Origin of the sequence: Telmatobacter bradus (assembly GCF_048629425.1) — a bacterium.
Classification (GTDB): Bacteria; Acidobacteriota; Terriglobia; order Terriglobales; family Acidobacteriaceae; genus Telmatobacter; species Telmatobacter bradus.
In genome coordinates this window covers 459,856-484,669 of sequence record NZ_CP184532.1, presented here as the reverse complement: position 1 = coordinate 484,669, position 24,814 = coordinate 459,856, and the positions used below count along the sequence as shown (strand labels likewise).

General features: G+C 56.5%; 28 protein-coding genes. All 28 read left to right on the top strand.

Annotation, left to right across the window (positions count from 1 at the left end; translation table 11 throughout):
- The first annotated feature begins 20 nt into the window (after nt 1–20).
- The 28 genes from ACOBR2_RS02125 (at nt 21) to ACOBR2_RS01990 (ending at nt 24,707) form a co-directional block, all read left to right on the top strand.
- Complete coding sequence (locus tag ACOBR2_RS02125) at nt 21–1,313, top strand: TrbI/VirB10 family protein (RefSeq protein ID WP_420238421.1); 1,293 nt, start codon at nt 21–23, stop codon at nt 1,311–1,313.
- A gap of 668 nt (nt 1,314–1,981) precedes the next feature.
- A complete protein-coding gene (locus ACOBR2_RS02120; protein WP_420238420.1) occupies nt 1,982–2,413 on the top strand; it encodes a hypothetical protein in 432 nt (143 codons plus the stop codon).
- 21 nt (nt 2,414–2,434) lie between these two features.
- Nucleotides 2,435–3,091 (top strand): hypothetical protein, encoded by a 657-nt coding sequence (locus ACOBR2_RS02115; protein WP_420238419.1) that lies wholly within the window; start codon nt 2,435–2,437, stop codon nt 3,089–3,091.
- 10 nt (nt 3,092–3,101) lie between these two features.
- The gene (locus tag ACOBR2_RS02110; protein ID WP_420236816.1) at nt 3,102–3,551 is read left to right on the top strand and encodes a hypothetical protein; all 450 of its coding nucleotides are present in this window, start codon (nt 3,102–3,104) and stop codon (nt 3,549–3,551) included.
- Between the two features lie 26 nt (nt 3,552–3,577).
- Nucleotides 3,578–3,922 carry a hypothetical protein gene (locus ACOBR2_RS02105; RefSeq protein WP_420238418.1) on the top strand — a complete coding sequence of 115 codons (345 nt, stop codon included), beginning with the start codon at nt 3,578–3,580 and terminating at the stop codon, nt 3,920–3,922.
- 21 nt (nt 3,923–3,943) lie between these two features.
- Nucleotides 3,944–4,126, top strand: a complete 183-nt coding sequence (locus tag ACOBR2_RS02100; protein WP_420238417.1) for a hypothetical protein — start codon at nt 3,944–3,946, stop codon at nt 4,124–4,126.
- Entirely contained in the window at nt 4,117–6,765 is a 2,649-nt protein-coding gene (locus ACOBR2_RS02095) for a VirB4 family type IV secretion system protein (protein ID WP_420238416.1), read from the top strand. Before ACOBR2_RS02100 ends, ACOBR2_RS02095 begins: the two co-directional genes overlap by 10 nt.
- The gene (locus tag ACOBR2_RS02090; protein WP_420238415.1) at nt 6,762–7,601 is read left to right on the top strand and encodes a hypothetical protein; all 840 of its coding nucleotides are present in this window, start codon (nt 6,762–6,764) and stop codon (nt 7,599–7,601) included. Before ACOBR2_RS02095 ends, ACOBR2_RS02090 begins: the two co-directional genes overlap by 4 nt.
- 12 nt (nt 7,602–7,613) lie before the next feature.
- Entirely contained in the window at nt 7,614–8,519 is a 906-nt protein-coding gene (locus tag ACOBR2_RS02085) for a hypothetical protein (RefSeq protein ID WP_420238414.1), read from the top strand.
- Between the two features lie 5 nt (nt 8,520–8,524).
- On the top strand, nt 8,525–10,024 hold the full coding sequence (locus ACOBR2_RS02080) for a hypothetical protein (RefSeq protein WP_420238413.1): 1,500 nt from the start codon (nt 8,525–8,527) through the stop codon (nt 10,022–10,024).
- A 25-nt stretch (nt 10,025–10,049) separates the two neighbouring features.
- Nucleotides 10,050–10,769, top strand: coding sequence for a hypothetical protein (locus ACOBR2_RS02075; RefSeq protein WP_420238412.1), 720 nt, complete (start codon nt 10,050–10,052; stop codon nt 10,767–10,769).
- 12 nt (nt 10,770–10,781) lie between these two features.
- Nucleotides 10,782–11,093 (top strand): hypothetical protein, encoded by a 312-nt coding sequence (locus ACOBR2_RS02070; protein WP_420238411.1) that lies wholly within the window; start codon nt 10,782–10,784, stop codon nt 11,091–11,093.
- Nucleotides 11,094–11,354: 261 nt separating this feature from the next.
- A complete protein-coding gene (locus ACOBR2_RS02065; protein ID WP_420238410.1) occupies nt 11,355–13,895 on the top strand; it encodes a hypothetical protein in 2,541 nt (846 codons plus the stop codon).
- 100 nt (nt 13,896–13,995) lie between these two features.
- The gene (locus ACOBR2_RS02060) at nt 13,996–14,850 is read left to right on the top strand and encodes a TrbG/VirB9 family P-type conjugative transfer protein (protein WP_420238409.1); all 855 of its coding nucleotides are present in this window, start codon (nt 13,996–13,998) and stop codon (nt 14,848–14,850) included.
- A complete protein-coding gene (locus ACOBR2_RS02055; RefSeq protein WP_420238408.1) occupies nt 14,847–15,089 on the top strand; it encodes a hypothetical protein in 243 nt (80 codons plus the stop codon). The genes ACOBR2_RS02060 and ACOBR2_RS02055 overlap by 4 nt, the downstream gene beginning before the upstream one ends.
- Nucleotides 15,086–16,882: a type IV secretory system conjugative DNA transfer family protein gene (locus ACOBR2_RS02050; RefSeq protein ID WP_420238407.1), complete on the top strand. Its 1,797-nt coding sequence runs from the start codon at nt 15,086–15,088 to the stop codon at nt 16,880–16,882. Before ACOBR2_RS02055 ends, ACOBR2_RS02050 begins: the two co-directional genes overlap by 4 nt.
- Nucleotides 16,879–17,643: a hypothetical protein gene (locus tag ACOBR2_RS02045; RefSeq protein WP_420238406.1), complete on the top strand. Its 765-nt coding sequence runs from the start codon at nt 16,879–16,881 to the stop codon at nt 17,641–17,643. Before ACOBR2_RS02050 ends, ACOBR2_RS02045 begins: the two co-directional genes overlap by 4 nt.
- Before the next feature lie 34 nt (nt 17,644–17,677).
- Nucleotides 17,678–18,328, top strand: a complete 651-nt coding sequence (locus ACOBR2_RS02040; RefSeq protein WP_420238405.1) for a hypothetical protein — start codon at nt 17,678–17,680, stop codon at nt 18,326–18,328.
- Nucleotides 18,313–18,849: a hypothetical protein gene (locus tag ACOBR2_RS02035; RefSeq protein WP_420238404.1), complete on the top strand. Its 537-nt coding sequence runs from the start codon at nt 18,313–18,315 to the stop codon at nt 18,847–18,849. Before ACOBR2_RS02040 ends, ACOBR2_RS02035 begins: the two co-directional genes overlap by 16 nt.
- Entirely contained in the window at nt 18,846–19,616 is a 771-nt protein-coding gene (locus ACOBR2_RS02030) for a hypothetical protein (RefSeq protein WP_420238403.1), read from the top strand. Before ACOBR2_RS02035 ends, ACOBR2_RS02030 begins: the two co-directional genes overlap by 4 nt.
- A 685-nt stretch (nt 19,617–20,301) precedes the next feature.
- On the top strand, nt 20,302–20,556 hold the full coding sequence (locus ACOBR2_RS02025; RefSeq protein ID WP_420238402.1) for a hypothetical protein: 255 nt from the start codon (nt 20,302–20,304) through the stop codon (nt 20,554–20,556).
- A 47-nt stretch (nt 20,557–20,603) separates the two neighbouring features.
- Nucleotides 20,604–20,963 (top strand): hypothetical protein, encoded by a 360-nt coding sequence (locus tag ACOBR2_RS02020; RefSeq protein WP_420238401.1) that lies wholly within the window; start codon nt 20,604–20,606, stop codon nt 20,961–20,963.
- A 63-nt stretch (nt 20,964–21,026) separates the two neighbouring features.
- The gene (locus ACOBR2_RS02015) at nt 21,027–21,191 is read left to right on the top strand and encodes a hypothetical protein (protein ID WP_420236834.1); all 165 of its coding nucleotides are present in this window, start codon (nt 21,027–21,029) and stop codon (nt 21,189–21,191) included.
- A gap of 155 nt (nt 21,192–21,346) precedes the next feature.
- Complete coding sequence (locus ACOBR2_RS02010; RefSeq protein ID WP_420238400.1) at nt 21,347–22,312, top strand: TOTE conflict system archaeo-eukaryotic primase domain-containing protein; 966 nt, start codon at nt 21,347–21,349, stop codon at nt 22,310–22,312.
- Nucleotides 22,313–22,326: 14 nt separating this feature from the next.
- A complete protein-coding gene (locus tag ACOBR2_RS02005; RefSeq protein ID WP_420238399.1) occupies nt 22,327–22,995 on the top strand; it encodes a hypothetical protein in 669 nt (222 codons plus the stop codon).
- Entirely contained in the window at nt 22,992–23,243 is a 252-nt protein-coding gene (locus tag ACOBR2_RS02000) for a hypothetical protein (protein WP_420238398.1), read from the top strand. The genes ACOBR2_RS02005 and ACOBR2_RS02000 overlap by 4 nt, the downstream gene beginning before the upstream one ends.
- Before the next feature lie 16 nt (nt 23,244–23,259).
- Nucleotides 23,260–23,703, top strand: coding sequence for a single-stranded DNA-binding protein (ssb, locus tag ACOBR2_RS01995; RefSeq protein WP_420238397.1), 444 nt, complete (start codon nt 23,260–23,262; stop codon nt 23,701–23,703).
- Between the two features lie 113 nt (nt 23,704–23,816).
- Nucleotides 23,817–24,707, top strand: a complete 891-nt coding sequence (locus ACOBR2_RS01990) for a Rad52/Rad22 family DNA repair protein (protein WP_420238396.1) — start codon at nt 23,817–23,819, stop codon at nt 24,705–24,707.
- The last annotated feature ends 107 nt before the right edge of the window (nt 24,708–24,814 follow it).

Here is a 24,814-nt window from a genome sequence, read left to right as displayed (position 1 = left end):
ACCCAGGAAAAGGAGATGCCATGAACAACAACGAGAACAATGAATCCGGAATTGGATTAGGGATTGCCCAGGTAAACAGCGAGGATTCTGCGGAAGCGCCGCGTCCGGGGCCTCCTCTTCCGATGGAGCCTGCACTGGTTGAAGACCGTACGGATGCGCAACCACCCACGGGCCATGCGACAAGAAAAGGCAGCAACGGAAAGTCCGGCATAGAGAAGAGCAAGCTGATCATGCTTGGCGGCGGACTGCTGGCTGCCGTGCTCTTCCTTGCTCTCACGAGCCTCGTCAACCGCTCTTCCACTACAAACAAGGCAACCGAGAAGCAGCCAAGCCATCCGGCACAACAGCAAGCGCCAAGCCCATCCAAGGGGAGCGTCACGCCTTTGATGGAAACCGTTCAGACCAACGCTCAGGAGAATACTTCCGGGCAGGTGCATCCGGGCGACATCAAGCGTACCAGCACTCCGGCTCCGGGCGCGGGCGATCACTCGGGCTATGCGGTGCCTGCAAAGCCACATGCGGGGAGCGCGGCGGGCGCAAACACTTTGGGTGCCATCCCATCGTTCTCCGACACGCAGCAGAAATGGGAGGAGCCGCAACCGTATGGCGAAACCGGCCACGCATCGCCTGTTCAGGTGCAGCAATCGCAGAATGCTTTGAAGGAAGCATCACTGGTTTTTGTGCGCGCGCCTGTGCCGTCGCAGCCTATGGGCACTGTGACTCACGCGTCGGCGGATACGGGGCCGGTGCTGGAGATGACGCCCGGTTCGCGGATTGAGGCGAAGTTGGAAACACAAATTTCGAGCTCGGTGCTGGCACCGGTTGTGGCCGTGGTCGAGCACACTTATGCGATCGGCGACCGCGTCGTTGTGCCAGCTGGCGCACACGTCTATGGGCAGTTGCAGCAGGCGGATCGGTCTGGATTTGTCGGAGTGAAGTTCGATGAGATCGAGTTGCTGGATGGGCAGCGAGAGAAGATCGAAGCCATTGGCGCAGGGCTTGATCTCGGGCCTATCAAGGGAACCGTGTACGGGAAGAACACGGGCAAGAACTTCTTGATCAAGGCCGCGTCGGGCGTCGGGTCACTGGCCGCAATGCTGGTCGGCAACAACAACAGCGGCGCGTTCTCAGAGGGCGACCTTCTGCGTCAAAGAGTGGCGGAGAACGTCGGCAACGCGGGCGACTCTGAATTGATGAGCATGAATGCGACCAGCAGGATTATCGTCTCGGTCCCAGCCGATACGAAGATCTACATCGTTTTTACCAAGCACGAAGAGAGCCAGACTGGATTGCACAGAGTGGCTGGCCAATAGGATCGCATTATCCGCATTGAATGCCCCGGCGTCAGAACCGGGGCATTTATGTGTCCGTATGGGGCCTGCTCAGTCCTGTACAGTGGCGTCGCGAGCCAGCATGACAGGCACGATTCAGACTCCAGTCGTGGCCCTTGCCGCATGGCCTTTCGGGCAGACAATTGACCAATTATCGGTCCGGTTATGTCATTGTGCGTTTGACATAAAACCGTTTCCGATATGTCACTGTGCGTTTGACTCAAAATCGGTCCGGTTGTGTCATTGTGCGTTTGACCAATAACCGGTCCCAATGTGTCACTGTGCGTTTGACCAATAATCGATCCCGATATATCATTGTGCGTTTGACATATTTCCGCATGGCGCTCTCAGCGATTCTGTGACAGAGAAATCTATACTCTGTGAGGCTATGTTTGGCCATTGCAAGGATTTGGCAGCATTTGCTCATCGTCCGCTCTACGAGTGTCGGTTTGAAGTGCAAATGCTCTATGACCGGAGATTGTCGCCGAGGTGCGCTCATGCTACGGCCGCGATTTCCTTCGCTACCTCTATATAGATGGGCATCACGGACACCTATCAATATATGCAGGCAATTTGACCGAATCACGGTTTGGCCTCAACTTCACTCCTGACACGGATGCCCCGAGCAGCCGCGTCCAGGAGAGTGAGTCATGAAAACCGCATTGGCCTTCTGGCGGGGCTCGACAGCACCTGCCGTATCTCGATCAACCTTTCAGCATCCCGGTGCCATCAACTGGAGACGCATCTCTCTGCTCTTCACATTTTGGATAATCCTCGCCGGCAATCTCGCAGTGCCATTCGTGGCGACCGCGCAAAACCTCGGCACCTCACCACAGTTCGGCAAAGCAGTACAGGGTCAGCAGGCGACCACGGTCGAAGGCACGGTCCTCAACATTGTGAACTGGGGCTGCAATGTAATCGCTCCGGTGATTGCGATTGCGTGCCTTGGCGTTGCTGGCTGGCATTTCAAAAGTGGCCGCGGCTACATGGGGTGGGGTGTTACAGGCGTTGCACTGCTCGTGATTTCCGGCCTCGGACGGATGGCGGAGGGCTTTATCACGCAAGCTCAGGGCATTCAATAACGAGGACAATACGCGATGCCTGTGCCGCAATTCCTTTCCGATCTTCTTCAACTGCTGTTCGATCTGGCAGTGCCAGCGGCGTTTTGCACGCTGGCTGCCGCAGGAGTGAGCCTGCGGCATGAAGGAGGCACCAACTTCCACATCAACGGCAAGACTGGGAAGTGGGTGCTTTGGACTGTGATTCTACTGACACTTCCCCAGCTTCTCTCGTGGATTGCGGCGCAGGGCATTACCATTCCATCGGCGAGCGGATCGGTTGGAACGAGTTGGCTCGCCAGCATGGAATCGGTCTTCAAAAACTTTGTCAATCAAATCATTGTCGCCAAGTTGGTGCCGGTCATTGCAGGGTATTTCGTGCTCAAGGCGACGCTCGATACGGCGGCTGGAGAGAATCCGTTGCCATCGATCATCGCCGCGCTGTTTCTTATGTCGCTCTCGGCAACGATGCAACTCTTTCAAGGATGGAACTCCGGCGGCCAATATGCCACGACCGACATGCTTGGTTCGCTCTGGAACTACATCGTGGGGCAGATCATGCCCGCGGCGGCTGGACTCGCGTGTGTGGGCGCGGTTGTGAACTTCGTGCGGCACAGGCCGTGGACGCGGCTTGTCTTTTCAGCGATTGGGTTTCTGTGCGTGACCGGTTTGCTCAAACTCTTTCAGGCGATGGCGGCGTAGGGAGGATGCGATGAGTCTTGATGGTGCAGTTGTGAACCTTGCCTCCTGGGCCGGGAACGTCATGATGCCGACGATGGCCGGCGCGTTCTTTGCAGGGGCCGTGTATCGCTACAGCAAGGGCGGACAGTTCGAGCAGCTTCTCTATGGTGGATTCGCATCGCTGATGTGCTCTGGAATGTTGCGCGCCCTTGAAGGCTTTGTCCAGAACGCTGGTCCGACAAGCGCGGACGGCTATTGGACGGCGGTGATGAACCTGGTGAACTGGGTCGCCAATGTGATCCTGCCAGTCTTCGCGCTGACGCAATTGGCGGCGATGGCCATGCACATGGGCGGCGTCGTTTCGGAGATTTATCCAGGCTCCACATGGATACGCAAGTTCATCGCGGCAATAGGCGCCCTGATGGTCTCTGGAATCGTTCGCTTTGCCGAGTCGATGGTCACGCAGGCACATGGAATTTAAGGAAGCACGAATTGAAGGAGACGAACATGAGCCTCGATCTGACACCCGTTCATCGCAACCTGCACACCAAGGTGACGTTTCTTGGACTGGAGTTCGAGGACTTGATCTTGGTGCTGGCGCTTGCGGCGGTGATGAACATCTTTGGTCACTTCGTCACCGGGAATTCGAAGGTGCTGGGGATGCCGCTGAGCTTGTTTATGGAGTTCGTTGTGCCGTTTCTTGCGGTACCCTTCCTGATCTTGTTCAAGTACGGTAAGCCGCGCGGCTATTTGACGGACCTCATCAAGTCTTTGATCTCGCCACGTGCGTGGTGCGCACTTGAGCGAGATTCGGAGTTGGTGCAGCCTTACATCGTCGACGATGAAGAATGAAAAGAGGGGGGGAGTGATTTTATGCGGACCTCATTTCAAACCCGCAAGGACGGATCGATGGCAATTGATGCCGATGCCGAAGCTGCCCGCGTGATCTTCGCGAGTGTGCTCTTTGCCGCGCGATTTCATGACACGATTACACCGCTTGTGCCAGTTGCGCAAAAGGCACTCGATGCTGCGAAGGGAGAACGTCTATGCCAATGACCTATGCGGAGCACGACAAGAAAATGAAGGTCCCGGCCGTGTGCGAACTGTTGCCACTGCGCGATCTGCCCCAGGACGAGAACGTCATGGTGCGCACGAACGGCGCTTTTGTCGCTGGCTATGAATTGAAGGGCGTACTCTCTTACTTCGCCACGGATGAGGACAGGAATCAGGCAAAGTCGATGCTGGAGGCACTGATCCGCGGAGTGCCCGATGTGAGCATGAGGATTCAGTTCCGCTATGAGATCTCCGAGCATCTGGGCTTTCTGTTCGATGACTATGTGAATCAGCAGCGCACTCAGAAGTCAGAGGTCATGGCGCTCGACGCACATCGGCTCAAGATTTGGAAGCTCAAGGAGCAAAGCGGCTTCTACTTCGAGAACCGGCTCCATGTGTACTTCATCTGGGACCCGCGCATTCATGCCAAGCTCTACCATTCAGCGCAGCAGAACCGGCGTCTTGGTGGCTTTACGCTCAGCCAGAAGAAAGCAATCCAGCGGAGTCGCAAGGAGCACGATACCTATCTCGCCGAGTTGGAATCAATCTTGCGCGGCATTGAAAGCTCGATGGAGACGGCCAATCTTTCGCCGCGCCGGCTTTCGACACAGGAACTCTTCGAGGAACTGAAGTACGCACAGCACCCCACGCGGCGCGATCGACGCCCTTACTATCCAGGCGAGGATCTGATTCAGTACCGCTCCGCGCGCGAGCAGGTGACCGAAGCCAGCATTCTGAACGAGACAGAAACGTACCTGAACGTCGATGGATACCTCTATTCAGTGGTGAGCCTCAAGGAGTTGCCTGATGCGACTTTTCCGGGTGTGCTGCAACGCTTCTCGACCCTGGGATTTCCTGTAGTCATCAGCGCGCAGGTGTTTGTTCCCGACCAGGTGAAGGTTCTCAAGGGATACAAGAAGCGCCTGCAGAAGATGATTGCCGCGCAAAAGGACGCCAACGGGAACTTCAAATCGAACCCAGAGGCCGAGGTGGCGCAGGCTCAGTTGATGCAAGTGCAACGGGACATCATATCGAGTTCGCTGAAAACCGCGAAGCTGAGCCTGTCGGTTGTGGTGCGCACCTCTCAGCCGGCGGTGACATTCGGGGATCTCGAACGGGCAGAGCGTGATCTGGCCAATCGTACCCAGGAAGTATTGAACGCATTCACCCACATGAATGGCGCCAAGGCCGTCATCGAGACTATCGCCAAGCGCCGCCTCTTTATCGGGACGCTGCCGGGAATGGGCGAAAGCGACAAGCGTGAGCAGGATATGCTCACACCGAACGCCGCTGACCTCGTCCCCGTCGAGATGCCCTGGACGGGTACGCGCAAGAGTCCGCTGATTCTCTTCGAGACGCCTTACCGGCAACTGATTCCGTATTCAATGTTCGATCCTGATCTATCGGATGCGAATGGCCTGCTTATGGCCAAGAGCGGCGGCGGAAAGACGCTGGCCGCTCAGCAGATGCTCTTGATGGCCGCGCGCTCGAATGCATTGATCTCTATTCTGGAGCGCGGGGATTCCTATCAGCCGCTGGTTGAATTGATGGGCGGCGAGATGATTCAGATGTCGCTCGATAGCGACCAGACGATCAATCCCTGGGACCTGCCTAAAAGCGAGGACAAGCCATCGAACGATCAGCTTTCGTTCTTGAAGAACTTGACCCGGCACATGCTGGGCGAGAACACGCCGCCCGACCTTGATATTGATTTGTTGGATAGTGTGCTGCTCGAAGCGATTGCGGCCACCTACAAGCGGTGCAGCGCCAAAAGCTCAAATCCAATACCGCTGTTTGGTGACCTGGCTGCGGAGTTGGCGCACTGGCAGGACCGGGACCGCAACCAGAAGATCAATGCGATGGCGCAGATGGCCTCGACCAAGTTGCGCGCCTGGGTGGATGAAGGACCGTATGCCAAGCTCTTTGACCGGCCAACGACGATTCAGCTCGATAACCCGTGGCTCTACTTCAATGTCGAGAAGCTGAAGGACGATCCGCGACTGGAGCGCGCGATGAGCCTATTGATTGCGCATACGGCTACGCACCGGGCTTCGGGCTGGAGCGGGCAACCCAGCATCGTGCTGCTCGATGAGTGCTGGGCGCTTCTGGAGTCGCCGATCCTGGCCTCTGTTGTCGTGCAACTCTTTCGCACTGCCCGCAAGCGCAATGCCAGCGTCTGGGGAATCAGCCAAACACCGGAGGATTTCGTCGGCACTCCCGACAAACCCAACGAGCATGGCGCGGGCATCGTCAAGAATGCCACAACCAAGATCATCGGCAAGCAACCGGGCGACATGCGTGCGCTCCGGGAGCATGTTCACCTGAATGAGACGGCGCTCAACCAGATCAAGACGTTTGCTCACCCGAAGAAGGGCCACAGTGCGGAGTTTCTGATCGCCATTGGCGAGAAGGCCGAGTCAACACACGCGATCCGCGTTGTGCCGAGTCCGGTTGATTACTGGATCACAACGACCTATGCACGCGAGCGGACCTATCGCAGGTGGTGGCTTGCCAGGCGCGCAGGCATGCCGCTGATTGCGGCCTATGAGGCGCTTGCCGAGCGGTATCCGCGCGGATTGGCGGAGTTGGCTCCGCTGGCAGAGGAGCTCTCAGAAGAAGTTCAGGAGGTAGCAACGCAATGAACATCACAGAGAACCAAATCAAAGATGAATCTTTGCTGAACGGTGTGCCCTATCAGTCGGACCATGAATCTACGCGTAAGAGCAGACGCTGGAAGTGGCCGGTTACAGCAATGCTGGCGCTTGTGATAGCACTGGTGCTCCCCTCGCGTGCTCAAGCTGGCATCTTCGACATCTTCGGTGAACTCTTCGGCACCATTCAGAACGATATGGGAGCTGCGCTCAGCCAGATCAACGCATTGACGCAGGAGATGCAGCAGTTGCACCAGCAAATCGTGTGGCCTCTGGCGCTCGTAAACCAGGCACGGGGCTTCGTATCGAACTCGATCAACGGCTATCGCGGTTTCATGACGCAGGTCTTCACGCTGAAATCGCCCAGTGCGACGCTGGCAAGCCCGGAGCAACTGGAGGCGATTCTGCACAGCCGGCAGTCGGCACAGATTCCCGCGCTTCAGGCGAGCTTCGCAGCAAACTACGGGACTGTGCCGGCGGTGAACACAGCCTCTCCGCAGGACAGGGTGATGATGGACATCGATGACGCCTTGGGCCAGCAGAGTTTGAAGACGACACTCATTGCTGACCAGGGCCAGGACGTCATTCTTGCGACCACGAACCAGATGGAAAACCAGGTTGCGTTGAGCACTCCAGGTTCCGCACCGTTCATCACCGCTCAGGCGCAGGTCGCCAACCTTCGTTGCCAGGCATTCATGCAGAAGATGCTCGCTGCGGAACTCCGTCAGGAGGCAGGCCGCATCGCTCATGACAATGTGCTGGTGAAGCGGAAATCGACGGCGGCTGGCGCAATCAACAGTCTTATCAACGGCACGTTGAGCCGGTAAGGAGAAAATTCGATGGCAGACATGAACAACAAAACTAACAAGTTGCGGAAGCCGTTTTTCTGGCGCCGCAGAGAGCCAATCGCCGCAGAAACATTGCGGCTGGCGCCGGCTATTGAGGCCGATCAACCCAAGGATCATCCATGGTGGCGGCCAACGGGTTGGAAGGCGGCCGCTTTGGCAGTGGTTGCGCTGATGCTTCTTCCTGGCCGTGCCAACGGACAGTTCGGGATCGACATTGCAGCCATCATGGCGGCGTTGTCGAAGGTGGAGTCGCTGATGAGCACCTATGTGGCAGCGCCGCTCAAGATGATCAATCAAACACAACAGACTGTGGCCAAGTATGAGCAGGAAGTCATTTACCCAATCGCCGCAATCAATCAGGCCCGGAACTTCGTCACGCAGTTTGAAAGCCAGTTCAGCCAGGTGGGCAATCTTTTCAAGGGCAATGTATCGAGCGCAACGCTACCACAGTCTCAGAACCTGGAATCGATTCTGCTCTCTCGCAATCCAGGGAATCTCTCTACGGTTTCGCCCCAGTTTCAGAACGTTTATGGCGTGGTGATGGCGCAGAATGCCGCCTCGTTGCAGATTCGCAACATGACCGACATGACAGACGCGCAGGCGCAGGACGCGATGAAGCGCGCCATTCAGATCGACGCCCTGGCCGATGCGGAACTGGCTGAGGCGGACAAGATGGGCCAGCAGATCTCCGCGGCTGCTCCGGGGAGCGCTCCGATTCTGGAAGCGGAGGCGGATGTCTGGGTGGTTCGGGCAAATGCGTACACACAGTCGGCTCTGGCTGAGTTGATGCGCACGCGCGGCATCGACATTGCGAACCAGAGCAAGTTGTCGAAGCTCGCGGCAACAGACTCGACAAACAGCAATAGCCTCATCAATGGCGTTCTGACGAACAGGTGATTTCGATGATGCTTTCAGTCCTCCATCCCGGCGTGACCTCGCTTGCGTTGATCTATTCTTCGCAACTGAATCTCTTTGAGCAATTCCTGACCCAAGCTGTCTCAGGGATCGACTCTACCAGCATCACGTCAGGGATGCAGAACGTGGGCTACATCATTCTTGTGGTCGGATTTCTCTGGCAGGTCTACCAGTCCGCGCTCCACGGCGGCGATGTGCGTGGACTGGGAGCAAACCTCATCAAGTATGTTGCAACGGCGGTGGTGGTGATGAACTACCACGCTGTTTTTACGACGGTCAACCAAGGCTTTGTGAACGCAGGCAACTGGATAAGCAATGCTTCAGGGGGCCTCAACCTGCTGGATAACTGGAGGACCGACATCCAGACGCAGTTCAGCCAGATTGGCTTTCAGAATCTGTGGGGTTTGGTAACTGGCTCTGCTGCTGGGTTGATCGACGCCGTTCTCATTCTGGTTGCTTATCTTCTCTATCCGCTGGTGATCGTGATCTTCGGATTCTTCTACATCCTCTACGGGAGCATCTTGTACATCTTCGGACCGCTGGTGATCTCGCTGATGCCGCTGGGAGCGACCAACCGCATCGCCAAGGCTTATGTCGAGAACGTCTTCATCTGGAATGCATGGCCGATTCTCTATGGCGGCTTCGGCGCTCTGCTAAGTGCGATACAGATGGGCCAGGTTGGCCAGATGCTCAGCCAGAACAGTTTTTTGGGCGGCCTTGGCAGCCTGGAAGGATCGGTCCTGATCGGTTTCGCGAGCATTATCTTCTCGCTGGCCATTGCTGTGATTCCATTCATGGCGAAGCGAATTGTATCGGGCGATGTTGGCTCAACAGCTGGCGCGCTGATTGGCGCAGCCGTTACGGCCATTACCGCTGGCACGGCGGCAATCGAGGGCGCCGCGGTTGGCGCGGCAGCAGCCGGTGCTGGGAGTTCAACGGGCGCCTCCGGCAATGCGACAAATAGCGCCGCAGCGGCCGGTGCGAACGCAAAGCATACGGGAGGGACAGGCACTGGCAATCAGCCGACACCTGGCCAAAGAGGAATCAATACGGGAGATTCTTCTTCGACGGCAGGCAACCAACCTGCGGCAGACACGAAAGGAAGTAACACATCTGCAGTTGCAGATGGCACTGTGCAGATGAATGGTGGTTCACCTACCGCTGCGGGTCATGCGGATCATATCCGCAGTTCCATACAGAGTGCTGCCGGGGAAGATGAACTCGTCAGCGCGGGAAAGGACAGCGCGGGCGAACAGCAGAGTTCTGTTCCTGCTCGCGGTTCCGGTTCCGGCTCCAAGTCGGGTTCGGCTGCCCCAACATTCGCGAGTGTGAATCGTGGAAATCCATGGGCCTGGAGTTCGTACGCTCCACATCCACGCCGGGATGGGATCGCGACATGGGGCGCCTATCATGCGGCGAGAGTGGCTACGAAGGCCATTGTAACCGGAAGAAATGCAATCGACAACGCTGGAAAAGCAAGTGACTGAGTGAGTCTTCGAGAGGAGAGCAACGATGGCAAACGCAAAGACCGTTACGCAAGAGAGTGAACTCAATGTACGCCCCAAGTATTACGAGGTGGATGGAGCGCTGACGGCAAACGCAAACCGGGCGTGGCTGTTGACGTTCCTGACGATTCCAGTGGCTCTGGTTGCACTAGGGCTTGCGGTCTTCGTTCGCCTACAACCTCCCACGGTGATACGCATCGGTGCGAATGGCGAGGCGGTGGTTGTCGGCCAACCAACAAAGAGCGGCGCTGCGTCCGCGACGACTGGGACTGATGCTTTTCTCGACCAAGCATTCGTCAAGCGGTTTCTTGATAGCTATCTCAACTACACGCCTTCCAATGTCGATGAACGTTGGGCCGCAAGCCTCAACATGATGACACGCAACCTGCGCAGCTACACCATGAAGGCGATGGGGGACGACAACACCAGAGGCAAGGTCGAGGACGACCAGATCCAGTCCGTCTTTCATCTGCGTGAGATCGACACCGAACCCGGAGAGCCACTGACCTACCTCGTGTATGGGGTCAAGGACGTACATCACGTTTCGAACGGCTCGGAGGTTACGGACCACTTCGTCAATGAGTATCGGATTCGCCTGATCGCCGACCGCAGGACTGACGTGAACCCAGACGGACTTTGGATTGCCGAGTACAGTGAGCGGCCGATTGATGGCGAACGCCGTGACCGCATTCTGGCCGCGCCAGACCGTGTTGTAGGACAGGAGTAACGGAGGAACGAGATGGAGACAGCAGTTGCAAAGTTGACGCCGGACCACCCGCAAAGCGACAGGCCGCAGTTGGCAAGCACTGCAACACCGAAGCGCCCACGCAAGCCGCGTGCGTCCGAAGAAGTTGCTAGATACTTCCTGGCCAAGGATGGATCGACGCCGGCAAAGCCGGAACTTGGCGAAGAGGCACAGAGCGAAAGCGACGCATTGATCAAAGCCTTTCGGTCGAAGGGCGGCGTGATCTATGTCGTCACAGCCTTCCGCGCGGAAGCAGAGGTGCAGGGAGGCAATCCGATTTTGGTAAAACGCCCGCTCGAAAAGTAGCGGGCATCAGAGGTCAGCAACGAGTTTCAAAGAGGAGATACACCTTCATTCAAGGTCACTGTCAACCTCTCTTGAACCCTCAACGCATCTGCGATGAGGAATTCCATGCTGACCCGGTTTTCATTCCAGAAACTTGGGTTCGGTCAACATTCACCACTGACACGGGCAACCAGGCGACGGGGAATGACAGACAGGGTTAGTTCAACCTCTCAGTCACTCGATTGGCACTCAACTGGCGCGCCAGACAAGTGAGGAGAAAACATGACAGCGACAAGGCCACACAACACGACAGGCGAATCGAAGCTCATTCTTGAGCTGAAGATCGATGTGACTGGAGAAGTGACCCGCAAGGCCAGCAAACTGGGCCGGAAAGATACGCTCGAGGGAAAGCTCCTTGCGCAACTCTATCCTGGCATCCGAGTAGCGCGCGTGAGTGTGCCAGCGGAGTTGACACCATACGAGCAATCGGTGGTGGAAAACCGCATGGCACAACTCTCATTTGGTGGAGTGGAGTACAAGCTGGTTGGTGCAAGCAGTTCGGCGAAGGATGGTAAGTTCTACTTCGTCGATCAGCCGCATGCAAAGCCCATTGCTGAGCGTTTTCAGCATTGGCCGGAGGCAGCGATCGTGTACTTTTCGATCCTGATCTCCGATTGCAAGCTGGTGACAGAGCAACCGGACTTCCGCATCGTTGTTGTCGAGGATCACGTCCTTGGCACCAACGATTGCCGCGGATGGATTCGGGAGTCGCTCTATCGCAAACTCCATCTATCGCCGGATCGATTTTGCCAATTTCGATTGGCATTCGATGCGCGCGAACCGAAGCAGGCAAAAGGTGCTTTGAAGGCAATGAGCGATCGTGTAGCCGACAGGCTTGCGGTCGATTGCATTTTGCCCGAAAGCGCCTGCAAACCCAATCTCAAGGGAGGAAGCCGTTTTCTTCCCCAGATAGGGACTTCCGGTCGTCTGTACATTGGTCCAGCGGTGCTCGGGATCAAACAATGGTCCCGCGTTACTGAATACGGATCGAGTTACACACTGGTCGAACACGCTTCGGATGAGGCTCTTCAACTTGAGATCATGCCTCGCGCAATCGAGGAAGTTCGCAAGGTGAGAAAGGCCTGGGACGATGGCGACTATGAGGGCTTGCTTCGCGTTCTGGGCAAGTCGGAAGAGGACGCCACATTCGACATGAGCTTCGATCCTGAGGCTCTGGAAGGCGGAAGTATTTTGCCTTCCGAAGAGTGGGAACCAGCGGAAGCAGTTCTCCTGGCCGACAAAAGTGGAAACAGTATCCGGTTTCCCTACGTGTCGAACCAGATCAACCGCAAACTTGCTCGCTGGGCTTTCCGCACATTGACGAGTGGCGGCTTCAAGTTGTCGGCATTTGCGTTGGCAGATGACGGCATCCTGATCGAACACGAGGGCAAGATACTTTCTGCCTCGGACTGGATACCGGAAGACACCGCCATCACAAGCGTCACGGCCGAGCAGAGTCTTTGCATCCGCTATCCAATACGAATGCAGGAGGACTTGCTGCCCGTCCGTCATATCACAGATTCGGAACTTGTCCCGATGCTTGCACGCGCATTGGGCAGGACGAATCTACCTGAGCCGTTGATTGCCTACATTCTGAAACGCCAACTTCGCATGGAGGGAACGTACATCCTTCATTCGGAGACGGCGAAGCGGAATGGCGGCGACTTCGACTTCGATACCATTTGCGCGATGCCATCCGACCAATTTCCAAAGTTCGTTGCTGGAAGGATCGCGCATGGAGAGAGATTCCATCAGGAAAAGACCAAGCACAAAAAGGCGAAGTCTCCCTGGTGGAATGTTTATCTTGTTGCAATGAAGGCCAGAGGAAACCGGATCGGTTCAATCACCGATCTGAAGACCTCATGCCTTGCAGCCGGACGACCTGATCTTGCTTACAAGCTTGTCGAGCAGTTGCAAAACGCGCTCGACTCGCTGAAGCATCGGGTCGAGATCGACGAGTCGGTCATCAGCGATATTCGGAAGGAAGTCAGTCCGGCGCCCTGGCTCAGATACAAGCGTGAGCGCAGAGTTTCGGATTTGCCTCTTCATCTGGACGTCGCCGATACCGACAAAGTCGGCCGTCTTTACAACGTCCTTCGCAAGGAACTGGGCGACATCCTGAACGAACGCATGGCGGTCGAAGATTTCCGCGGAATCTTCTCTGGCCACACAGTGACCAAGGAGATGTTCGAGGAGTGCCAACTTGTCAATGCGATCTACGGCGATGTTGCGGCTCAGATCACCGAGCGCGAGGAGCAACTGAAGCTGGAGTACGGCAACTCGCAGGCACTGTGGGAAGCTGTGCGCACCGGCGATGACAAAGACCAACGGAGATCGGCTGTGCTTGCGCGGAATAAAGCGCAGGCTGCGCTCTGGGAGTTTGAACAGGATGCCAAGGAGCAATTCAGTGGCCTGCATCTGTTCATGCACTACTGGGCGCAGGGAAAGCAGGACAACCGGCGTGCATGGGCGCAGGCGATGAACACGATCGTCTCGAACGGACGCGGATCGGGGGCCGTGCTCTTCCAGACCTTTCCTCAGGAGGTCGTCGATGTCTTTGCCGAGCAGACTGGAGGCAAGAATGCTCCGGTTCGCTTGCCAAAGATGGTCAACGGCTACGTCCGGTTCGACGATCAGCAACGAGCATTTCTCGTTGAGAGGATCGAGAACCCGGATGGGCCAGATGGAGAGAAGTGGATTTTCCTCTTCCAGTACAAAGGAAAGCGGACACTGATCTTCGAAAACACGGGCGTTCCTCAGTAAAGAACGCTCCTAACCTGCTGAGATGAGGCTCAAGCATTCGTGCTTGGCCTCATTTCGCAGTTGCTTCTGTCGCCCTTGTTGCGGCGAGTCGGAGGAGATTATGAAGTCGTTTCTTGGAGCAGTTCTCGCTCTTGCCGCCATCAATGCTGCGGCACAATCCACCAACTTCAACCAGGTTCAGCACATCGAGACGGCCCTCAATCACCTCACAGTGATTGATCTAGCCGAACCCATTGTCACGGTTGCGGTCGCAGATCCTGACTCGATTCAGATCGAGCGCCATGATGACAAGGTATTTTTGAAGCCCTTGAAAGACGGCGTATCCACCAATCTCTTCATTTGGACAGCATCGCGGCAGATCGCCTACGAGATCGACCCCGCCGGCGATCTGGCCAAGATGAATGTCATCGTCCGCAATGCGCCAGAGCCTGCGCAGCACAGGCCGGATCACGAAGCAGAAATGTCAGAGCCAAGCGATCGGGAGATTCAGAAGATCGCTTCGCTCGTCTTGACGCAGGCATTGATGGGCACCGAGAGCATCGTGCGCGAGAAGAGCAAGGATGCAGTGAGCGGCGTGAACGTGACATTGGAGCAGGTCTTTCGCTCGAAGGATGCGCTCTACATCCGTTACACGATTGCCAATCAATCGACGGCGCCATTCAGGATTACATCGCCTGACGTTTATCAGCCGCAGCCAACTCAGCAGCCTATTTCCCTCGTGAGCCTGCGCAATCGTCAGATTACTCCACAGACCTTTGCCGCTTTCAAGACAACACTTGGACCGAGTATTCCGGTTGTCATCGCCGATCCTCCCGTGGCTACCGATGTTGCACCGGGCGGAACATCCACCGGCGTTGTCACCATTCACGTCTCCCAGGGAAGCCAACCGCAGCTCTATCAGTTGCACTTTGGCAACAGCCAAAGCGGCCCCATCGCGGTCGAGGCGGTGCTATGAGTTTGGACATTCGTGGCAATGTGACGGCGGAAGAAACGCGCCAGGCGATGCGCGTGCTCTACCGCAAGGATTCGGAAATCAATCTCCAGACGGCATTCGCTCGTGCGCTCGCCGACGATCTCAAGCCCGTCGACGAGAACGGAAAGTGGCAGCCCAGCACGTTGCTTGTACTGGGCTGCGCTTTGTTGCTGGTATTCGCCGGCGTCTTTGTCTACTTCAGTATTGGAGGCCATCGATGAGTCAACCTTATGACCCGCCGCGCCGGGATCAATCAGGCCCCGCAGATCTTGCGGGGTTTCTTGTTCTTGGGGGATGTGCCGTGCTCGGTGTCTTCTGGTACATCGCTGTTTCGCGCCTCCACCTGAGAAGCGACCAGTGCCTTGAGATATTCCTTGATCTCGTGATCGGCATCTTTGGAATTGCTTTGCTGCTGTCGCACTTCATTGGCCGCCGCGATAAACGCGAAGAGATGTGGCCGCACCCCGCCGTAACGATTCCCGGCGCGAAAGACGCAGCCATCGTCGAGGCTGCGATTCGCAACGAGGCCACAGTCCTCGGCTACAACGTCCATAAAGAACCGTGGCTCTGGCCGGATTCCGTGCGCATCAAGCATGGCGTCATTGCTGGAGGGACCGGCGCGGGCAAGACAACATTTCTTGAAAACATCATCGCTCAGGATCTTAAGCGGCGATTCGGCGACAGGTCCATGCCGATGATTATCTTCGACGGCAAGGGCGATCAGGAGTTCCTGGAGAGGCTGCTGCCACACATTGAGGCCGCCGGACGGTTGCAGGATTTGCGCGTGATCGACCCATCGAATCCTCGTGAGTCCGCACGATACAACCCGTTTTACTCCGGCGATGCGCTCTATCAGGAGCATGTCAACTTCATCTTCCAGTCCTTCGGGCTGAAGGAAGACTTCTTCAAAGGCCACCAGGAGGCATACCTTTCTGATCTTGTCCGTATTCTTTACTACGCCGGAAAGGTCTTCAACGTTTACGACGTTCTGGTGATGGCGCTCGATGAAAAGGTGCTGGCCGAACAGATCTCCCGCGCAAAGGCGCGCATCGTGACGTTGCCTGAAGTCACCATGCAGATGCGGCTTAACTTCGAGATGTCGGTCCGCATGATCAAGCGTTCGCTGGCAGACCGGGATCGCGTCGAGAAGATTCAGGGGCTCCTCAACGAGCTTCTGGCCTTTCTCGAAGATGAACTGTCGATTGTGACCGGCTCCTACCAGGATCTGCTGACGGTCGATGAAGTCGTCGAGAAGGGGCTAATCCTGTTCGTCTCGCTCAACACCAACAAGAACAAACGCGCCTGCGAGGCGCTGGGCAAGATACTTCTCCAGAACATTCAGCTCATGGTTGGCAAGCGCTACGCACGGCCACGCTCTGACCGCGACGGGAATGAGCCTCTGTTGAGCGTGATCCTCGACGAGTTTGCACCGTTCGCATATCCCGGATTCACACAGGTATTGCAGACGGCCCGTGGCGCGCGCGTCACGTTTCTCTTCTCCTTCCAGAGCATCCCGCAACTCCAGCGCGTGAGTCAGGCATTCGCCGATGAGGTGTCGTCTGCTCCCGGTACCAAGATGATCATGAATGGCTCCGAAGAGAATACGGCGCAGTGGTTTCTCAAGGCATCGTCGCGAGTGGTGCGGAAACGCCGCAGCCTGGCCGTTCGCAGAACGGGCATCTTCACGACGAAGTACCTCGAAACCGGCACCGGAAGCGAGAGCGATTTCCGCGAGACCCGCGCACGGGAAGACCACATCAAGAACTTGCCCGTCGGCCAGATGGAGATTCTGATGGTCGATCCCCGCGAAGGAACTCGGCACTCGCATCTTCACGTGCGCAAGCATCCGGTCTATCAGTTGGAGGGATTCATCTCGACTCTGTACCCAAAGATGCGCAGCTATCTCGATCCAAAGATCGGCGCCAACCTGCGTTTTCAGGAAGAGAAAGAGCGTCGCGCCAGAAGACGTCCCATTGTCACCATGAGTGATCCATTGTCAGAAGTAAGGCCATGAAGAGATTCGGCACTCTGCTGGTGTACACCGTTCTGGTCTTCGGTTCTGCCTTTATCTATGGACAGGATCGCGCCTCTACACCCAATGCTCAACCGCAAAAGTCGCACAAGGCGCAGGGATTCGCCGACTATGCGCTAGGCAAGGTTAACCCCAACGACGCAGATTACGGCGCATCCCTGGATGCGGCGCGTGGGACGACCGTTGCTCACACCATCGACGATCTTTACTTCTGGTCGAATGTGGTTGCGCTAATACTGATGACCGGCGTGACCACTGTCTTCTTCTTCCACCTGCGCGCCGCTGACAAGAAGGAGATCATTGCGGCAACCTTGATAGCGCAACTCTGGAATGGACGGGTAAGCGACAGGACTGAGATCGAGCGGCGAGCTGAGCAGTTCAACAACCTTGTTGATGAGCACAATGCTGTAGTCGAGCGAGAGTTGACGACCAACGCACCGGAAGTAGATCGCGAACTCCCGTCCGCTGCGAACCTGATTCGCACTGCCGGTGAGATCACAGATACTCCCCGCCCAGAGAATCGCTCCGCTCCTCGAACGTCATTTGAGCCTGTTCCCACTGACGCAAAACAAGCTGCGGCAACCGGAAACGAGGTGGTTCGTTTGCAACAAGACAATCTACTTCTCGAACACCGGGTCGAGGCAATGCGGAACACGGAACAGAATCTCAAGGAACGCCTCAATCAGACTACGTCTCTGTTGGATCAAGAGCGGAGGCGCAACCAGGCTTTGAAGGACGCTTGATAGGTGAACTATGACTGAAAAACATTCATTGAAGATGCCGACTGACTTTTCCGATCCGAAGGAGTGGCGTGCGTATGTACGCGCTACGGTGCCGACTGAAGATGTGGACTTCACGCTGGCGTCCGGGCGGACGGCGCTCTTTCTTCGTTTCTACGAGGTGCGTGGAGAGCGATTTCCAGAGGAGTTTCGGGCAGAGTTGACGCGCATTGATGGACTCAGTGATCCAGCAAGAACCGAGTCGCTCGTTACACTCAATGACCGAATTCTCGCCGCCATGACACAGTTTCTCGTAACGCCTGCCGCATCCAGCGCTGCTGGTAAGTCAGACAATCCACGGGAACTGATCGGCAATCTGCTCGACAATCTTGCGCGGAAAAACCCCGGCTTTGCACTTTGGAGTCACTACTCAAAGTATATCCAGCATCAGCCTGAGCCATCATGCTGGGAAGACTATGTTGCGAACGAATGCAAAAACGGCGCCGAAGGCGAGATAGAATTCACGCTGCTGATGGGAGACTTGGGCAAACTGCTGGCTCTCTTCCGTTATAGAAACCTCGCTCTGCCGCCGCTCTACTTTGAGCGAATCTCATTCCTGCATCGCCTGCGTGGACCAGAACGCAATCTGCAGGCACGTGCAGTCGTGCAGGGTCTCTTGGAGGTGATTGCGTCATGCGCGTCCGCGTAATCAGCTTCGGAACAAACTGGTGGGCTGCGTGCTCCCACGACTTGAGCGATCCAATGTGCTTTCGTCGCCGCGCAGCCTGGTTCAATTCCGCTGGCCTCAAGCAAGGTCGGCGGTTGCGTTTCTGCTGGGTGTTTCCCGGACAGATTCGCTTCAATCGCACCAGCGGATTCAACCCGGAGTTTCCACTGCGCTCCATTGGCAAGTCATTTCACTGCTCCGGGCCGAACGTTCTGCACGGACGGACGCATCTTTTGTTTTACGCTTCGGCTGGAGATGCCGCTCCCGATTGCTTCCTGGTCACAATCAATGAGCGAATGAACGGGCCGATTTCGTTTGCATCTCGGGCATGGATATCCGATGGAGTCCAGCCAATCTCAGTCAGCCTGCGCGGGCAACGCTACGAAGCAATGGTGCTGATGACATCCAAGGACTGGATCGATACGGGCCTTGGGCGATGGATTGTCGGGGAGAAGTGCCGGAGTCTGGTGCTTGACGTTGCACGCAAGGAAGGACAGTCATGAGGTATTACAAGGGATATATTGCCATCTCGGATGAGCGGGATATTCCCGCCCTGCTGCATATTCGCAATGCTCGGGCGGTCACCTTTGATCAACTATGCGGCCTTCTGGCGCATGACAATCTTGAAAGTGTGCGGCGCTCGGTGCACTGGCGCGTCTCAAGACTGGCGAAGGCGAAGCTGATCGAGCGCTTTGAACTGGAGCGTCTTTACGGGCAACCGGTGTATGCCATTACCACTCTTGGTCTGACGCTTCTTGAATCTCGCGGTCATTCGCTGGTCGCTTTGCCTTCTACCGTCGAGCGCGTCATCCATCGAACGCAACTCTTTCATGCTGTCGAGTTGGTCCATATCCGTTTGGCCTTGGCGCAGCATGGGATACTTCGCTCCTGGCAATCGGACCTGGAAGTCCGATCGCGAAACCTGGTAACGGCGCACTCGTACGCAAAAGACTATGACGCGGTGGTTGAAATCAACGTCGAAGGAGAATCCAGAAAGTTCGCCATCGAGTACGAGAGGACTGCGAAGGGATCTGCGCGGTACGAGGAAATCCGCGAAGTTCTGAGCCGTGACAAGACAGTCGATACCATTCTCTATCTGACCTCCGACCACGATGTTCTCTACCTGCTTGCAGTGGAATTGCGCGGAGTTGCCAAACGAATCGGCATTGCACTCAGCGATCAGTTTCGCCGCGACACGCTGAATACAAGAACACTGGTGGTGGGAGCAGGGGCCGACGTGGTCGAGTTCCGCAGCTTTATTGCTCTTTAGCAGGAGCTGATGCAATCTGTAGCGCCCTCGACTAATTCTTAACCAAGCAGTACCTCTGATTGCATTCCGGTTGGTTGCAGGATGAATTCTCATTGCCTCCCTATAGACTTCTAGCCCCTTCCTGTTGTGCAGATTTCAGGTTGTGAAGTTGCTCTGAAAATTGGAGTTGGAAACTGACTACCCCTTTGTTTGTCGGATGGATGGTGGTGATTTGGGTGTGGATGATGATTGGATAGATGGGGAGTTGACGGGAAACCTGCTGGGTGAGCAGGTCTGGACGTGCGATTTGCGATCTATCGCATAGATGACCGGCAATCAAGAGGCGCTGGATTGCGCACGTCAGGCATGGGTTGGAGTTGACTTCCGTCTACTTGATGGACCGGATGCCAGGTCTGTCACTGCGTGGTTGGAAGCTGACGTTGACTTCCATTGGCTGCTTTTGTGCTGCATCGACAGCCCAGGCTGTTTGTTTCTGTGTGGCATTTCAGTTGGCAGCAGTGACAGCAATGAACTCTGATTGCTGACTCTGATTGCTCACTTGCCGTCACCGCTGACAGCAGAATCTCGCGCGAAGGATCGCACAATTGCGCTAGATCGGACAGTTCTTGTCGCACCTCGGTTGCTCAACCGCTGCCGTCTTCCACCCCACCCAACAGAATAACTTTCACTTCACAAGGAGGAACTCATGCCGGACATTGGTCCGATCACCGCGGCGCGCGTCGCAATTGTCCCAACCTTTTCCAAGCAGTTCATTCTCAGGTTTGCCATCTCGCTTCTGCTCACGAGTGCAGACGCCGACGTCATCCTGACGTTTGCCCCGTCCGTATTCTCAGCCCTTTTCAATGCGCCGATCCTGCGTGCTGCCTTCGTGATTTTGATTCTCGGATTGATCGCGTCGCTTGCGCGCATGTGGTTCCTGACCTTCAGGGACCGTCCGTAGCCCACGGTCAAGCCATCCACAAATCCACACAGGAAGGAGAGATCACGATGGAACGCAGTCTTGGAAAGATGTTCGCATACCAGATGTTCGACTGGCGCAATTCCGTCACCGGCACCATTCAACAGACAGTCTCCGCATTTCTGAAGCTCGGCGAAGCGATTGCCACCCGCTGGATTCAGACGCCGAAGGGCGTTCTGCTTCTGCAAATGGCTCCCGAAAATCCAGAGTCGGGCGCAGTCTATGTCTTCGACCGTCAACGCGAGGTTTGGTACATGCTGTCGTTTGAAGGCTGCGAAGACCGGTTCACTTCGGAGAGATTCGACCGCGTCTTTTCCGAATACAAGCTGTTCAGCTATGTCGAGCAGCCCGGCCTGTTGCTCGCCCAAACGCAACCGGCTCACGCGTAAGCTCCCCGCCACACCCATCGCAGTTTCCTGTCTCAACCCAAATTCATAAACTGGAGGAACACCATGCGTCAATCCGCAAGCCGCATTCGCTCGCTCGCAAATCGTTACGCCCTCGCAGAAGCCGCAGCCTTTCCTGGCATCGGCACGGAGCGCGTTCGCTTTCCCGACAACCGGAGACCCGCTGCCGAATTCCGGCACAGCTTTCCGCGCTTCGCCCATCAAGTGTGACCAGCACTGCGCGAGGGCTCGCCAACTCAATCCGGGCCCTCGTCTTCTCCCGTCATTTCAAGCCACGAAACACGAACCAACAGAGCCTCTACGCAATTTGACCGAGTTTTGAGGTCGGGGTACAACCACACTACCTCAGGAAAGGAGGCCCAGCAATGTTCACGAAATTCTGTGTGAGCCGGGAGACGGCAAACAACTTTATTCATCTCTTTGTGAACCGGCGCGCGTATGGGATGCAGGCAAACCAGCCCTTGTCGAATGGTTCCGTCCCATATTATCTGGCGCGGGATTGGAAGACGAAACAGCCGAAGCCGCTCGACGTGGATGTGGTGCGTATGCACTTGAACGGCGACATCACTATCAATTTGTATGCGATCAACCCGGAGACCCAACGCTCGAAGTGGGTCGCAATTGACGCCGACTTCGATGGCGCCGTGCAATCACTCTTTCAGTTGCAGTGGGAACTGAAGCAGGATGGCGTCGAAGCCGCGCTGGAGCAATCGCGGCGTGGTGGTCATCTCTGGATCTTTGCCGACACGCCACTGTTGGCCGCTGAGTGCCGAATCTACATCTACAATCTGGCGCTTCGACTCGGGGTTCCAGTCAAAGGCGGCGGTCTCAAAGAAGGCATTGAAGTCTTCCCGCGACAGGATCGGATCGAAGACGGCGAGTATGGCAATGCCATTCGCGCGCCACTTGGTGTGCATCGAAAGACGAACCTGCGGTACTGGTTCTATGACGCCGACGTGACCCCGGAGGCGCAACTCGTCTACCTCAACGGCCTGAAGAAACTCACCGAGGATGGACTGAAGACCTTCATCCAGGGAATGAGCCTGCCCGAAGCGTACAAGCCGGTTGTCTCCGCGCCGTACATTCCAACAACTTCTATCGCTGGTCAACACGAGTTCCGAATCCTCGAACACGTGCGCGCCACACGCAAGGATAGCCGCAATCTGTGGGCGAGATGCCCTTCCTGCGCGCAGATTGGGCGGGACCGCACCGGCGACAACTTGGCAATCCAGATCAAGAATCCGCGCTTCTACAGATGCTGGGCCGGCTGCACGAAGGAAGAGATTCGCGCGGCGCTTGGACAACCGATTCGCAGACAGCAGGCAGTGTAGAGGAGGAAAACCCGATGAAATCAACTTCTCAGGTAACGGTCTCTGCCGCGGCGAACGGCGATCCAGAAGCCACGCGGTTTGCGCGGTATGGTCTGGCGATTCCGCGACAGATCTTGAAAGCTTTGGAGCAGCGCGGCATCTACTGCCAGTCGAGTGTTTCGATCGAGCATCAACATCTGGCCAAACAATACGTTTTGCGCGCCACTGAATCCGGTGGCGCTGTGGCGGACATGGGCCGCTACTGTGCATATCTCGACGCCGATGGAACTCCGCTTCCGTGGCTGCAACCGATCGATTCGTTGTCCGGCAATGGGCGACACGCGATTGTGATTGCGCCAGAGTTGGTCCGAATCGAAATGCTTCGCATCGGCCACACCTATGAAGTGGCAATTTCGAAGCACTCGCTCGTGAACAATGGGAGCCGAGTCCGTCCCGTCATAACTTCAACCTTGCTCTTCCGTGGCAATCAGGGAACGCTTGCCGTCGATCTATGGAGTCCGGAGAACAAGCGACTGCTTGGCTCGATTGCTCCGGTTTTCTATACCGCGGCTGGCGAGATACGGCGGCATCCTGAGCGCTTCGATGATGCAATTCGCAAGATCACTGGCGCGCTTGCGTGCTTGGGATGCAAGCATACGCACGTCGCGGTGCCGCCTCCGATCACAACTGGCGGTGCCTCATGAGTCGCGCAATCGAAGTTGGTGAGCCAGATTGGAAGCCGCTTGAAGGTGCCCTCTCGCGGGAGCATTGCGAGGACTTCATGTTCATGGCCAGTGTCGGCGGGATCGTTCTCTACAAACACCGCGATACACGGCGGTATCTGAATATAGACGCAGCGACCGGACGGTTTTTCCAGTACGTCGATGGCGACTACATCGAGATCAACCGGGAACAGGCAATCGAGTACGTGTACGGATCAAGACAAATCTGATGGAAGGGAGAAGATCATGGGCAAGAGCGTCAACAAAGTCATCTTACTGGGCCGTGCCGGGAAAGATCCGGAGGTCCACATCCTGCGGAGTGGAACCCTGGTCAATCTAACGCTGGCGACCAGCGACGGTTACAAGGATAGCCGAGGCGAGTGGCAAGAGCGCACTGAATGGCACAACCTGGTTGGCTTTCAACGGATCGGCGAGATCCTGCGCGACTATGTAAGGAAGGGCGCACAAATCTTCGTAGAGGGCGAACTACGCACCCGTTCCTGGGAGGATCGGGAGTCAGGACAGAGGAAGTTTCGCACCGAAGTCGTCGTGCATGAGGTCAGCCTCCTGTCGCATGCGCCGGCCGCAAATGGCTCGAACGGAACGGAGCACGATGCTAGTGGAAACGGCTTCGTACCGCAGGAGTTCAGCGCCGAACACGAGATTGAGGCATCAGAAGTGCCCTACTAAAGCTGGGTTGCGCTGTATTCACACATTCACAGAGAGCGCCTTACAGGGCGCTCTCGGTGCGTCTGGGTTCAACAGAAAGCCCACTGGAGGATTTGCACGGAAGGAGTTGAACTATGGCAACAGCAGCAAAATTCGCAGGAGTGGAGCGGGAGAAACTCTTCGCTCAGCTCGAAGAGCCATTCGATCCGGCTCAAATCAAATGGCGTGTGATGCGCACATCGGATGATCGACGGTCTGGCGCGATCCTTCCCTTCGCCGATCCGCGAGCGTACACCGACCGGCTCAACCAACTCTTCACGCCGGCGGGATGGACGCGCGAGTACACCATCTCCACGGTGCCGTCGCTGACTCGCGTGGACAAGGGCAAAGTGATTGTCACCAGCAAAGTGCTAGTTGCCACCGCCGTCACAATCACTCGGCTGGGCAGCCACACCGGCACCGGAGAAGAGTGGGCGGACAAGGAAAACGCCGTGACTGCAGCAGACGCGCAGGCCTTCAAGCGCGCTTGCAGTTGCTTTGGCCTTGGGCGGTATCTCTACCGCTTCGAGGAGACCTGGGTGCATTTGGATCAACGCGGAGAACCGGTTGCGATCCCGGTATTGCCGGCATGGGCGCTGCCGCCGGGAGTGACAATGGCTCCGGCAAACGGCCAAGCCGTCGATGCGCGTGGTCCTGTCGATCACAAGCTGACGGCCGAGATCGAAGGCTTCCGCAACACGCTGGGTGAGCACATCTACGCAGAGATATTGCGGCGGGCCGGCCACAGTCGCGATGCACGAACGATCCCGAATGCAGAGCGTCAGAAGAATGTTGTGGAGTGGATGCAGGCCACGGCGCGCGGCTATGAGCGGCTTCATGCGCTGGCAGAGTTGGCGGGCGATGCGCAGTTCACCGCGATCCTGCGCAATCTGAACATCGCTTCTACCAGGCACTTGCCCAGTCTTTCCACATTGAAGCAACTGGTTGCGGATCTCGAAGCCATCTCCGACCGGCAAGTGGCGTAGAAAATCAGTTCTCACAGAGAGGTGCATCATGGCAGAGATCAGCATCCTGCGTCCGAAGCGCAACCTCATAAGCATCCCAGTCAACGAGGCCGTTTACTGCGAGAGTT